General features: G+C 73.1%; 11 protein-coding genes and 1 tRNA gene. 8 read left to right on the plus strand and 4 right to left on the minus strand.

Features of this window, described 5'->3' with window-relative positions; translation table 11 throughout:
- The first annotated feature begins 175 nt into the window (after positions 1-175).
- From AB0N16_RS12290 to AB0N16_RS12300, 3 genes are all read left to right on the plus strand, one after another.
- The gene (locus AB0N16_RS12290; RefSeq protein ID WP_365795714.1) at positions 176-1,801 is read left to right on the plus strand and encodes an alkaline phosphatase D family protein; all 1,626 of its coding nucleotides are present in this window, start codon (positions 176-178) and stop codon (positions 1,799-1,801) included.
- Between the two features lie 134 nt (positions 1,802-1,935).
- The gene (locus AB0N16_RS12295) at positions 1,936-3,819 is read left to right on the plus strand and encodes an FAD/NAD(P)-binding protein (RefSeq protein WP_365795716.1); all 1,884 of its coding nucleotides are present in this window, start codon (positions 1,936-1,938) and stop codon (positions 3,817-3,819) included.
- A 107-nt stretch (positions 3,820-3,926) separates the two neighbouring features.
- Positions 3,927-4,538: a VTT domain-containing protein gene (locus AB0N16_RS12300; protein ID WP_365795718.1), complete on the plus strand. Its 612-nt coding sequence runs from the start codon at positions 3,927-3,929 to the stop codon at positions 4,536-4,538.
- 87 nt (positions 4,539-4,625) lie between these two features.
- Here AB0N16_RS12300 and AB0N16_RS12305 read toward each other — a convergent pair whose 3' ends face one another.
- Positions 4,626-4,859 (minus strand): DUF2277 domain-containing protein, encoded by a 234-nt coding sequence (locus AB0N16_RS12305; protein WP_365795720.1) that lies wholly within the window; start codon positions 4,857-4,859, stop codon positions 4,626-4,628.
- Positions 4,860-4,950: 91 nt separating this feature from the next.
- Between AB0N16_RS12305 and AB0N16_RS12310 the strand changes: the two genes are divergently transcribed.
- Complete coding sequence (locus tag AB0N16_RS12310) at positions 4,951-5,928, plus strand: 2-dehydropantoate 2-reductase (protein WP_365795722.1); 978 nt, start codon at positions 4,951-4,953, stop codon at positions 5,926-5,928.
- Positions 5,929-6,045: 117 nt separating this feature from the next.
- On the opposite strand, the gene AB0N16_RS12315 is transcribed toward AB0N16_RS12310, so the two are convergent.
- Entirely contained in the window at positions 6,046-6,618 is a 573-nt protein-coding gene (locus tag AB0N16_RS12315; protein ID WP_365795724.1) for a hypothetical protein, read from the minus strand.
- A 116-nt stretch (positions 6,619-6,734) separates the two neighbouring features.
- Here AB0N16_RS12315 and AB0N16_RS12320 point away from each other — a divergent pair, with 116 nt between their 5' ends.
- Both AB0N16_RS12320 and AB0N16_RS12325 read left to right on the plus strand, forming a co-directional pair.
- Positions 6,735-8,630 (plus strand): SMI1/KNR4 family protein, encoded by a 1,896-nt coding sequence (locus AB0N16_RS12320; RefSeq protein ID WP_365795726.1) that lies wholly within the window; start codon positions 6,735-6,737, stop codon positions 8,628-8,630.
- A gap of 158 nt (positions 8,631-8,788) precedes the next feature.
- Entirely contained in the window at positions 8,789-9,118 is a 330-nt protein-coding gene (locus AB0N16_RS12325) for a hypothetical protein (protein ID WP_365795727.1), read from the plus strand.
- A 47-nt stretch (positions 9,119-9,165) separates the two neighbouring features.
- Here AB0N16_RS12325 and AB0N16_RS12330 read toward each other — a convergent pair.
- Positions 9,166-9,237: transfer RNA gene (locus AB0N16_RS12330), tRNA-Val, on the minus strand.
- Between the two features lie 277 nt (positions 9,238-9,514).
- Between AB0N16_RS12330 and AB0N16_RS12335 the strand changes: the two genes are divergently transcribed.
- Both AB0N16_RS12335 and AB0N16_RS12340 read left to right on the plus strand, forming a co-directional pair.
- The gene (locus AB0N16_RS12335; protein ID WP_365795729.1) at positions 9,515-10,822 is read left to right on the plus strand and encodes a hypothetical protein; all 1,308 of its coding nucleotides are present in this window, start codon (positions 9,515-9,517) and stop codon (positions 10,820-10,822) included.
- Positions 10,823-10,891: 69 nt separating this feature from the next.
- Entirely contained in the window at positions 10,892-11,431 is a 540-nt protein-coding gene (locus AB0N16_RS12340; protein ID WP_365795731.1) for a DUF4383 domain-containing protein, read from the plus strand.
- Here the strand turns inward: AB0N16_RS12340 and AB0N16_RS12345 are convergent.
- Positions 11,419-12,585 (minus strand): amidase domain-containing protein, encoded by a 1,167-nt coding sequence (locus tag AB0N16_RS12345; RefSeq protein WP_365795733.1) that lies wholly within the window; start codon positions 12,583-12,585, stop codon positions 11,419-11,421. The genes AB0N16_RS12340 and AB0N16_RS12345 overlap by 13 nt on opposite strands.
- Positions 12,586-12,676: the final 91 nt, after the last annotated feature.

Genomic DNA, 12,676 nt, shown 5'->3' on the forward strand with positions numbered 1-12,676 from the left:
GACAGCCCGGCAGACGGCCGGGCGCAGTAGAAGGTCCCGCTTCCCACGTGTTCCGGCCACGCTCCACCCCCCTTCCCGCTCTCTTTCCCGCGTCGAAGCCTCCCCGCTGACCTCCGTCGTTCCGTACCGTACGGGGCGACGGGGGCGAACCGACCGGGAAAGAGGGCGGGCGAACGTGGCCGGACTGCGCCTGGGACCACTGCTGAGGTACACCGACGGCTCGTCGGCGACCGTCTGGGTCGAGACGAGCCGTCCGTGCACCGCCGAGGTGCGCTGCCCGGACGGCGCCGGCGGCACCGCGCGCACCTTCCAGGTGGCGGGCCACCACTACGCCCTGGTCACGGTCACCGGCCTGACCCCGGGGACCTCGACGTCGTACGAGGTGATCCTGGACGGCACGCGGGTGTGGCCGTTGCCGGACTCCCGTTTCCCGGCCTCGGTGATACGCGTCCCCGCCGAGGGCGACGAGCTGCGGGTGACCTTCGGCTCCTGCCGCTGGGCCGCTCCCCCGGCCGACGGCCAGGACCCGGTCGGCCCCGACGCCCTGGACAGCCTGGCCACACGCGTCGCCGCCGGCGGTGAACGGCCGGACGTGCTGCTGCTGTTGGGCGACCAGGTGTACGCGGACGAGACCTCGGCGGCGACCCACCACTGGCTGGCCGCCCGCCGCGACCTGTCGGACCCGCCCGGCGCCGAGGTCGCGGACTACGAGGAGTACACCCGTCTCTACTACGAGTCCTGGCTCGACCCCGAGGTGCGCTGGCTGCTGTCCACCGTGCCCAGTTGCATGATCTTCGACGACCACGACGTCATAGACGACTGGAACACCTCCGCCGCCTGGCTGGCCGACATGCGGGCCACGCCCTGGTGGCAGGAGCGGCTGATGAGCGGGCTGATGTCGTACTGGGTGCACCAGCATCTGGGGAACCTCTCGCCGGCCGAGCTGGCCGCCGACCCGCTCTACACGGCCGTATGCGCATCCGCCGACGGCACCGACGAGTTGCGTGCCTTCGCGGCCAAGGCCGACACCGATCCCGCCTCGGTGCGCTGGAGTTACCGGCGCGACTTCGGGCGGACGCGGCTGCTGATGGTGGACACCCGGGCGGCGCGGGTGCTGGACGAGCACCACCGCGCCATGCTCGACCCCGGCGAGGCCGAGTGGCTGCGCGAACAGGCCCTGGCCGACCGGGAGTCGTACGACCATCTCCTGGTCGGCACCTCGCTGCCCTGGCTGCTGCCGCACCTCATACACGACCTGGAGACCTGGGACGCGGCCCTGTGCCGGGGCGAACGGGGCGCCCGCTGGGCGGAGTTCGGGGAGCGGCTGCGCCGCGCGGCCGACCTGGAGCACTGGGCGGCCTTCCCGGCCTCCTTCGCCGAACTGGCCGGTCTGATCGCCCGTACCGGCTCGGGTCCCGGGGCCCCCGCGTCGATCTGTGTGCTCTCCGGGGACGTCCATCACGCCTATGTCGCCGAGCCCGCGTGGCCGGCCGGCACCGGGCCCGCCTCCCGTGTGCTGCAACTCACCTGCTCGCCCGTCCACAACTCCGTGCCGCCGACGATCCGGGTCGGCTTCCGGTTCGGCTGGAGCGCCCTGGCCCGGGTCCTCGGGCGGCGGTTCACCCGGCACGGACGCTGTGCCCCGCCTCCGGTGACCTGGCGGAGGAAGGGCGGTCCGTGGTTCGGCAACCAGCTCATGACGCTGACCCTGCACGGCCGTTCGGCCCGGCTCCGGCTGGAGCGGGCCCGGCGGAACGGGACCCTGGAGACCGTGGAGGAGTCCACCCTCACCGCCCCATGAGGACATCCGAGGCGGCTGGGGCACGCGTTGGCTTCTGTTAATCGCGACGGCATGATGAGGCGGACCGTCCGCTTCCCCATCCCGTGCGGGCGGTGTTCCTGCCCAGCGCCCCCACCCGCCCGGGAGTCACGTCCTTGTCTGCCTCGCCCCAGGAATCCGCCCCGGTCGCCGTCGCCCTGGTCGGCGCCGGACCGCGCGGCACCAGCGTCCTGGAACGCCTCTGCGCCTCCGCACCCGAGCTGCTGCCCCCGGGATCGCGCCTCACCGTCCATGTGATCGACCCGGCGCCGCCGGGCCCGGGCCGGGTCTGGCGTACGGCGCAGTCGGCGGAGTTGCTGATGAACACCGTGGCGAGCCAGGTCACCCTGTTCACCGACGACAGCGTGGAGTGCTCGGGACCGGTCCGGCCCGGCCCCAGCCTGCACGAGTGGGCGGCCGGCGAGCTGGACCCCGACGACTACCCGACCCGCGCCCACTACGGCCGCTACCTGGAGTGGGTGTTCGCGAGGACGGTCGCCCGGGCACCGGAGGCGGTCCGCGTCGAGACCCACCGCGCCCGTGCCGTACGGCTCGCCGACGCCCCCGACGGCCGCCAGACGCTCACCCTCGACGACGGCCGAACCCTGCCCGGTCTGGCGGCGGTGGTACTGGCCCAGGGCCACCTCCCCGCGACGGCGGCCCCCGAGAACCGCCACCATCCGGCACACGCCGCCCGGCACGGCCTGCGCCACATCCCGCCCGCCAACCCGGCCGACGTCGATCTCACCCCGATCGCCCCCGGCGAACCGGTGCTGCTGCGCGGCCTCGGCCTCAACTTCTTCGACCACCTCGCCCTGCTCACCACCGGCCGGGGCGGCCGTTTCACCCGGGCACCGGCCGGCGGCCTGCGCTACACGCCCTCCGGCCGCGAGCCCCGCCTCTACGCCGGCTCCCGGCGGGGCGTCCCCTACCAGGCGCGCGGCGACAACGCCAAGGGCCCGTACGGCCGGCACAGCCCGCTGCTGCTCACCCCCGAGGTGATCGCGGGCCTGCGCAAACGCGCCGACTCCGGCGAGGCGCCCGACTTCCTCGCCGAGGTCTGGCCGCTGGTGGCGAAGGAGGTGGAGACGGTCTACTACACCGCCCTGACCGGCGACCCGGACCTCACCGAGCGCTTCCTCGCGGCCGACGGCCGGCGCGCGGAGACCGCCGTACTCGACGAGTCCGGCGTCCCGGGCGCGGACCGCTGGTCCTGGAAGCGCCTCCAGCACCCGTACGGGGAGCGGGAGTTCACCGGTCCGGCGGACTGGCGCAACTGGCTCCTCGGGTACCTCCGCGAGGACGCGGCACAGGCCGCCCTCGGCAATGTGCGCGGCCCGCTCAAGGCGGCCCTGGACGTACTGCGCGACCTGCGCAACGAGATACGGCTGATCGTCGACCATGGCGGCCTGACCGGCGCCTCCCGGCGGGCCCACCTGGACGGCTGGTACACCCCGCTCAACGCGTTCCTGTCCATCGGGCCGCCCCGGCGCCGGGGCGAGGAGCTGACCGCGCTGCTGGCGGCGGGCGTGGTGGAGGTGCTGGGCCCCGGCCTGGAGGTGGGCCGGGCGGACGGCGCGTGGGTGGCCCGCTCCCCGGCGGTCCCCGGCTCGGCGGTGCGGGTGACCACGCTCATAGAGGCCCGCCTCCCGGAGCCGGATCTGCGCCGTACCGCCGACGAGCTGCTGGCCGGGCTGCTGCGGGAGGGCGCGTGCCGCCCGCACCGGGTGGGCGGCCACGAGACCGGGGGCCTGGACGTGACACCGCGCCCGTACCGGCTGATCGACCGCCACGGCCTGCCGCACCCGGGACGGTTCGCGTTCGGCGTGCCCACGGAGGGCGTGCACTGGGTGACCGCGGCGGGTGCCCGGCCGGGTGTGGACTCGGTGACCCTGTCGGACGCCGACGCGATCGCGCGGGCGGTCCTCCGGACGGCCGCGCCCGGGACGGGAGAGCGGCCGGTCCTGCCGGGTGCGCGGAACACGCCGGTGGCCGCTTAATCCTTTGCGGATCTGGCAAACCCCCCGTGAAACTCCTGTCACACCCTCCGCGTACGCTGTATGGCTGACGTCGGGGGGCGCAACAGGACAATCACGGGGGAACCGTCGTGTGGGAAAGCATGGGGTCACTGGAGGCCGGGCCATGGATATACGCCATGGTGGCCCTCTCGGTGCTGCTTGATGTGTTCCTGCCGGTCCTGCCCAGCGGTGTCCTGGTCATCACCGCGGCCACGGCAGCGGCGGCGGGCACCGGCGCGGCCCCCGGGCACGTCCCGCACGTCATACCCGACATCCTCGCGCTGACCTTCTGCGCCGCCGCCGCGTCGGTCCTCGGCGACCTGGTCGCCTACCGGCTGGCCTGGCGCGGCGGGGCCCGCCTGGACCGCGCGATCGCCCGCTCCCGGCGGCTGAGCAGCGCGCAGGAACGTCTCGGCGAGGCCCTGACCCGGGGTGGCGGCGCACTGGTCATACTCGCCCGCTTCGCCCCGGCCGGCCGCTCGCTCGTCTCCCTGGGCGCCGGCGCGACCCACCGCCGCGTCCGCGACTTCCTCCCCTGGTCCGCCCTGGCGGGCCTGACCTGGGCGGTCTACAGCGTCGCCCTCGGCTACCTGGGCGCCCAGTGGCTGGGCGCGACCTGGCTGGCGACGGCGGTCTCGGTGGTGGCGCTGTTCGGGGCGGGGGCGGGAGCGGGATTCCTGATGCGAAGACGCCCGGCCTGACCCGTCACCTGCCTCGTCGGCCCCGGGCAGCCGAGCCTCCGCCAGGCCACCCCCGGCGCCTCGAGTGGCCTGCGAGCCCCCACGGCCTCAACCGGCGGCTTCGCGTACGGCCTTCCCCCGTACCTCCAGCCCCCCGAGCAGCTCGGCGGTAGCCGCCGCCACCGCGTCCACCGCCCGCTCGAACGCCTCCCGGTTGTGCGCGGCCGGCGCCCGGAACCCGGACACCTTCCGCACGTACTGCAACGCGGCAGCACGGATCTCCTCCTCGGTGGCCTCCTCGGCCAGCTGAGGCGGACGCAGGGTCTTGATACTCCGGCACATGTCCCCAGTCTCCCGCAGCTCCCCTCCGTCCTGCGAGGATCGTGCCGAGGCGGCCACCGCTCCCGGGGCCGACCGACGAGAGGACAACACCATGGCGAACCCGCCGAACGCGTCGAACCCGCCGAACGCGTCGAACGCCCCTGCCGGCCCGGACAGCCCGGACAGTGCACCCGGTCCCCGGCTCACCGTCGCCGTTCTCGGTCCCGGTGGCGTGGGCGGACTGCTCGCGGCCCTGCTCTCCCGCGCCGGCCATCGCGTGCTGTGCCTGGCCGGCGAGGAGACGGCCCGCACCCTGCGTACCGCCGGAATCCAGGTCCGCAGCACCCTCTTCGGCGACTTCACCGCCGCCGTGGAGGCCGACACGGCCCTCCGCGAACCGGTCGACGCCTGCCTGATCACCGTCAAGGCCACCGCACTGGACGCGGCCCTCACCCGGATCCCGCCCACGGCCGTCGGCGACGCCCTCCTCGTGCCGTTCCTGAACGGCGTGGAGCACCCCGCGCTGCTGCGTGCCCGCTACGCTCCCGACCGCGTGGCCCCCTCGGTGATCCGCGTCGAGTCCACCCGCCCGGCCCCCGGCCTGGTCGAACACACCAGCCCCTTCGCGGAGATCGACCTGACCGGCGCCAAGGTCCCCCGCCCCCGCCTGGAGGCCCTGGCCGAGGCCCTCACCGCGGCCGGCCCCGCCACCCGCGTCCTGGACGACGAGACCACGGCCCTGTGGGCGAAGATGTCGTTCCTCGCGCCCTTCGCCCTGCTCACCACCCGCTACGGCCTCCCCCTCGGCGAGGCCCGCACCCGGCACCGCGACGAACTGGCCTCGCTCGTCGCGGAGACGGCCGCGGTCAGCCGCGCCTGCGGCGCCCCGGTCGACCCGGCGCAGGCCCTGGCCCGCTACGACGCCTTCCCGCCCGCGGCCAAGTCCTCGATGCAACGCGACGCGGAGGCCGGCCGGCCCCTCGAACTCGACGCGATCGGGGGCGCGTTGCTGCGGGCGGCGGACCGTCACGGGGTACCCGTGCCGGTGACGGCCCGTATCGTGCGGGAGTTGCGCGAAGCCGGGCACTGACCGGGCCGGGCGAAGCCGGCCGCGGTCCCGTGACGCCGCGAAGGGGCACGGGGCGCGACCGGCCACGACGGCGCCGCAGCCGAGCGACGGCACAGCACCGCGCGTCCGGCGGAGCACTCAGCGGCTGTGCCGCCCGGGGGTCCGGGCGGCGGCGATGAAGGAGGCCATCTTCTCGCGGCTCTTGACCCCCGGCGCGGTCTCGACACTGCTGGAGACGTCCACGCCGTAGGGACCGAAGTCCTCGATGACACCGGCCACGTTGTGTTCGTCGAGGCCGCCGGCGATGACGACCTTCCCGGGCACGTCCGCGACCCAGGCGGGGATGTCGGCGAACACGCCGCTGCCCGCGCTGGCGTCGTAGAAGAAGTACTGGAGGGCCTCCGGCCGCTCGGGCGGGGTGCCGGAGGCGAGAGCGAGGTTGGGGACGGCTGCGGTCTCGTAGATCTGGACGGTGTCGAAGTGCTCCGCGACCTCGGCCGTCTCGGCGTACGTCAGGGCGACGGCGAAGACCGGGATCCGGCCCCGGGCGTACCCGGCGAGCTCCACGGCCCGCCCGGGCGGGCAGTACCGCTTGCTCTTCGGGGTCACCACGATCCCGATCGCGTCGTACCCCAACTCGACGGCCCAGTCGATCTGCTGCTCCTGGGTGAGCCCGCACACCTTCACGAACGTCGACTGCTGCCCGCTCATCCTGTCCCCTGCTCCGTTCTCCCGCCCAGCGGGAACGCGATCCCCGCCCCCAGGCTCTCACTAGGCTCTCACTCACGGGCGGGGCGTTGTCAGTGACGGCTGCCAGGATCACCGGCATGACGGACACGATGGAGGAGTGGCGGTCGCTCCTGGTGCGGTGGAGCCAGGAGTGGGCGGACGCTCAGGACGGGGACACGTCGGAGGGCGAGCGGCCGGCGCGGGACGAGGAGCCGTTGCGGACGCGGTGGCTGGGCTTCCCGCCCGCGTCCGAGGAGCGGATACGCGCGCTGGAGGAGCGGCTCGGGCACCGGCTGCCGCCGTCGTACCGGACGTTCCTCGCGGTGACCGACGGCTGGCGGCACGCGGGCGGCTTCGTCTGGCTGCTGGCCGGCACCGAGCAGGCCCGGTGGCACGAGGACGCGGCGGGCCTGTCCGAGTACTTCCCCGGGGAACTGGACGAGGACTCCCCGCCCGAGGACGTGCTCCTGGCCGGGATGTGGGGGCGGGCGCTGCAACTGGACGTGGAGTCCGACGCCGTGTACGTCCTGCTGGACCCCGGGGACGTGGACGGGGCGGGCGAGTGGGCCGTGTACAGCTGGGCGCCCTGGCACGGGGACCAGCCGACGCGGTACGGCTCGTTCGGGGCGTTCATGGCGGCGATGTACCGGCAGTTCCACAGTCTCGCGGTGAGCGGTTCGGAGCGGACGGGGACGGAGTTCGTCAACGCCACCACACGGGCCCAGGACGCGGCCGTGGAGGCAGCGCGGCTCGACGCGCTGGGCGGGCGGTACGAGCGGGCCGAGACCGCGCTGGCGGAAGCGCTGTCGTACGGCAGGCCGCGGGCGGCGGGGCTGCGCGACCAGATCCGCCGGCTGCTCGGCCAGACGTACATGGTGTACTTCCACGGCCTGGCGACCGACCCCGTGTACGTTCCGGAGGTCGTGCCCGCGCTCCTGGCCGAGCACGGGCGTATGCGCCGGGACCAGGAGCTGTCGCCCCATGACCTGCCCGGTGCCTCGGACGCGGTGCGCGAGGCGGCGGAGGGGGTCCTGCGCCAGATCCGGGAGGGCACCTTCCGCTACACCGCCGAGGGCCCCTTCGGCCGCGCCGTCGAAGAGGCCCGCGAACAGGCACGCTGGGGCGAGACGGACGCGGCCTGGCGCACCCTGCGGGCCGCGCTGCCCGCGTGGCGTCCGCTCAGCGCCGACCATCTCGCCCCGGTCGGCCTGTGCGCCGACCCGCTCCTGGGCCCCCTGATCACCCCGGAGCGCGGCCGGGAGCTGCTGGCCACGCCCCGGGCCGGACAGCCGGGCGAGGCCCCGCCGCCCTCCGCCGACCTGGATCCGCCGGGCCTGGCCTGGCTGGCGGACGGGGACCGGGGCGACTTCCTGACGTCGTACCGCTTCCTGCTCGTGGAGGGGGTGGCACCGGCCGAGCTGCCGGCCCTGCTGGGCGCCGACGAGGCCACCGCCCTCCACGACCCGGCCACGCTGTGGGAGGCGCGGGGACGCTTCCGGGGCGGTGCGGATGCTGCCCCCTGGGCGGACCATGCGCTGATGGCCGTGGGCCGGGCCGGTCCGGGCTGGAGCTTCGCCTTCGCACCGAGCCGGGGTGGGCGCTTCGACGAACGGTGGTTCGTCTCCCCGGGCCTCGCCGCCTCCGCGGGCACCCGCGTGGTGACGGTATGGAGCGAATCCGGCCACGGGGGCCCCGCTGTCTTCCACCTCTCCGTCGCGGAGAACGGCGAGGAACGCTACGGCTGCACGCTCCGCGACACCGCGGCCGACACCCGGGGTCCCGTACCGGAGGCGTTCCTCTCCCCGCCGGACGCGTCCGCCGAGGAGCGGCGGCGCCGCGCCCTGGAGGCCCTCGCGGACGAACTCCACGTCGGCCTGCCGCGCTTCGCGCTCACCCGGGGCCGCCTGCACACCTTCCACACCCGGCCCTGGAACCGGCCTCCAGGGCCGGGAGAGACGTACCTGACGGTCCGGGTGGAGTTGGCGCGGCCGTAGGGGGTGGCGCCCGGCACTCCGCCCCCATGCCCTGTGCCACCGAATATTGAGCGCGGGCTACGCCGATCAAACTTCGATGGCACAGGACACCCCGCTCGAACACATGAACCCCACGAACCAACTCGCCACCTAAAATCGAACAGGCGTACCATTGCCGCGTGGCTGCGACCTATGACTTTCCGAGTGACCTCCTCGCCGGTCAGGAGGAGCTGCATCAGGTCCGGGCCGAGCTCTCGGCCCTGCTGAAGCGGCTCCCCTGGTCGGTCGAGCCGCTGGACGGATTCAGTGACGGCGGCGGCTGGCGCAAGGTGGAGCGCCCCGCCTCCCCGGGCTGGACCGAGGACGAACAGGCCGAGGTGGAGAAGCTGCGCCGCCGTGAACACGAACTCGCGGTCTTCGTCAGCGGCCACCGCTTCTGGGCGGAGGTCACGGCGACGGACCGGGTGGACGCCCGAAGCCGCCTCAAGCACGCCCGCGAGGAGGCCTGAGAACGCGAGAGGACCCCGGCCGCATCGGCCGGGGTCCTCTCATGACGTGGGCGCGGACGGTTTCGAACCGCCGACATCCTGCTTGTAAGGCAGGCGCTCTACCACTGAGCTACGCACCCGAGACGAGTCGACAGCCTACATTGCCCGAGGCCCTGTCCCGCAAACCCGTATCCGGGCCGAACTCGCCGGGAAGTACCGCGCACCGATCCCGCGAACCGCGAACTGACCGGCCCGTGTGTTCGTCTTTCACTGGTGGGAGAATGTGAGGACCGCCAGCACACTGGGGCGCACCGCGGCACGGGAGAGGGAGAAGTGACGGCGACATCGGCGACTTCGGCGGCATCCGAGCAGTCGTACTCGCCCCTCCCCCGGGACCGGCGCACTCCTCTCCGGGACATGCTCACCCTCGTGAGCCTGCCGTTGCTCGCCGTGCTCGTGGTGCCGGGGGCGTTCGCCGGGGGCGGTACCCGGCGGTGGTTCGGGGGGCGCGCGGAGAGCCAGCGGGCCGAGGCCCAGGCGGCCAAGGACGCCGCGGCCAACGCCTTCTACGAGCTGGACACCGCCCAGCGGGATCTGCGGATCTCCATAGAGACCATCTCCGCCGTCGACGACGCCCCGGCCGCCCGTCGTGCCGTCTCCGACTTCGAGGCGCTGGGGCGGCGGATCGACGAGGTCAGCAACCGGTACATCCAGGCCATAGACGCCTACGACCTTGACCGGGACGATCTCGAAGCCGCGGTCGCGGCGCGGGCGCGCGGGGAGATCTCCGGGGCCAAGGACGAGCTGGTCCGGGTCAAGGGGGAGCTGGACCGGTTCGGGGAGTCGCTCGGGCCGCTGCTGGGCAAGGCCGAGACGCAGCTGGCACGGCTCGCACCGGCCGTGGAGCGGGCCCGGCAGGCACTGCTGGCCGCCAGCAACGCGCTGGACGCCGTGCGGCAGACCCGGATCAGGGCCGATGAGCTGGCGGCCCGGCTGGCCGCGCTCGCGCCGGAGCTGACGAAGCTCAACCAGGGTGCGGGGCAGCATGGTGTGCAGGCCACGCTGGAGCGGGCCGGGCGGGTGCAGCGGGAGGCCGAGGCCATCCGGGTCGAGGCGGAGCGGCTGCCGGAGAAGGCCGCCGAGATCGATCACCGGCTGGTGAGTCTGCGCACGCGCGCGCAGGCGCTGACCACTCGGGCCGGGCAGGTGGACCCGGTGCTGAGCGAGCTGCGGCGGCGGTTCTCGGCCGCCTGCTGGCAGGATCTGCAGCAGGTGCCCCGGCATGCCGCGGAGAACGTCCGGCAGGCCGAGCAGAAGCTGAAGGAGGCGCAGGCCGCCCGGGACGCGCAGAAGTGGGCGGACGCCACCTCGCTGCTGTCCACCGTGCGGGCGCTGCTGAACAGTACCGACGAGGCGGTGTCGGCGGCGGGTGACCGGCTGGCCCGGCTGAACGCCGTGCAGAAGGATCCGCAGGCGGAGATCGAGCGGACCCGGTTCGCGATCCGGGACGCGCAGCGGCTGGCGATGTCCGGGCGGAACAGTCCCGATCCGCGGCACGCGCGTCCCCTGGACGACGCGGTGGCCCGGCTGGAGCGGGCGGTCGGGTCGCTGGAGGGGCGCCATCCCGACTACTGGCACTTCCTGACGGAGACGGAAGCGGTGCGGGCGTCGGTGGCGCGGGTGGTCGGGCAGATCCGGGAGGACCGGGGCACCGGTCATCCGTGAGCCGTTGCCGACCGGTCGGCGCGGGCGGATATTGGGTAGGCGACCCGCATTCGAGATCGGGAGGCGGAGATGGCCTCACACGTGACGCACCCGACGCCGCGGCGGCGGATCATGTTCGACGAGGCGCTGCCCGTCGACCACCGCCTGAACAGGGTCTACCGGATCGGGGCGGGCCTGATGGGTCTGTTCCTGCTGGCCTTCGGGATCCTCGGGCTCACCGACAACATCGGGTTCTTCGACACCGGCGGCAACACCGCGATCGGTCTGAACACCAACGGCGCGCTGAGCGTGCTGTCGATCTGTGTCGGCGTCCTGCTGTTCGTCGGGATGGTGATCGGCGGGAACTTCGCGTCCACGGTGAACATGGTGCTCGGTGTGCTGTTCATCCTGAACGGCTTCCTGTTCCTGGGCCTGCTCGACACGGATTCGAACTTCCTGGCCTTCAGGATCCAGAACGTGCTCTTCAGTTTCGTGGTGGGCATCGTGCTGATGGTGTTCGGGATGTACGGCAGGGTCAGTACGAACCTGCCGCACGACAACCCGTACTGGCGGGCCCGCCACCCCGAAGCGGAGCAGCGGGCGGTCACCTCGGGTGATCAGGTGCGGTAGGCGTAGTAGTACGCGTTCGGGTACGACGCGACGAGGCTCGCCACCGACCTGCGCAGGGTGTTGTTCGAGTGGTACGTGACGTACGGGATGCCGTTGCTCTTGTACGTCACGATCATCGTGTGGTCCTTGGACCCGTCCCGGTCGAAGTCCATCTGGAGGACGTCGCCGACCTCCAGCTGGTAGACGTTGGCGAGCGGGGTGGTCCGCTTGGAGTTCTGGGCGAACCAGGACCACTCGTTGACGCCGACGAACGAGTCGGACTGGATGTCGGCGGTGCCGAACCACTTCGTGTAGTCGTAGACGTAGCCGGGGACGTGCTTCCAGCCGCCGGCCTTCAGGGACTGGCTGACGAAGTTGGTGCAGTCGCCGCCGTCCGCGTGGCCGTTGAAGTCCGGGTAGTCCTTGTTGTAGACGTTCCAGTACTTCTCGGCGTAGGCCGCCATGGCCTTGTAGTCGTACGTGGTGCTGGTCTTCGGGACGGCCGCCGGGTTGCGGGTGGTCGCCGCGCGCGGGGCGTTCGGCATGGTGTCGCCGTCGTCGCCGGTGGCGGGCGCCTTGACCGAGGGCTTGGACAGGGTGTTGACGGCGAGGCCGCCGTCGTCCGTGTCCTTGATGGTGGTGAGCTGCCAGGTGCCCTGCTGGTCGGCCTTGAAGGTCAGCTCGTGGTGGGACTGGAAGCCGGTGGTCTTCGGCGCGTTGCCGGTGGCCTTCGCGTAGGTCAGCGTCGTGGTCTCGGTGACGTCGGCCTTGGCGGTACGGCCGGTGACGCGGGTCGCGTCGAGCGTGACCCGGGTGTTGCCGGCGCTGTACGTCTCGCCGAGCTTGGCGAGGTTGTCCTGGCGGCCGCGCAGCTGGGTCAGCGCGGAGTTCTCGTCACGCGACTGGGTGCTGGACAGGCGGACGTCGCCGGAGAAGCGAGACGTGCTCTGCTTCGTGGTGGCCCCGCGTACGAGGGCCTGGGTGCGGTCGGTGAAGACCGCGTCGGCCAGCTTCTGGAAGGTCGCCTTGGTCGCGGCGTCCACGGTCGGGTCGTCGACGACGGCCGCGCCCGCGCTCCAGTTGGGCACGAGGGCGACGCCGGCGACGACCGAGGCAGCCGCCGCCGTGACTATGGCCGCACGGCTTCGCTTACGGCTCAGTTTTCTGGATTTCAATGGTGTTTCCCCTCTACGCCGGTACACCTACCGGGCGACGGCATCTTCGCACGACGTGTGCGGCTCCTGTGAAGGGGGTTGCATCTGGAGA

The sequence above is a fragment of the Streptomyces sp. NPDC051105 genome, from assembly GCF_040682795.1.
Lineage (GTDB): Bacteria > Actinomycetota > Actinomycetes > Streptomycetales > Streptomycetaceae > Streptomyces.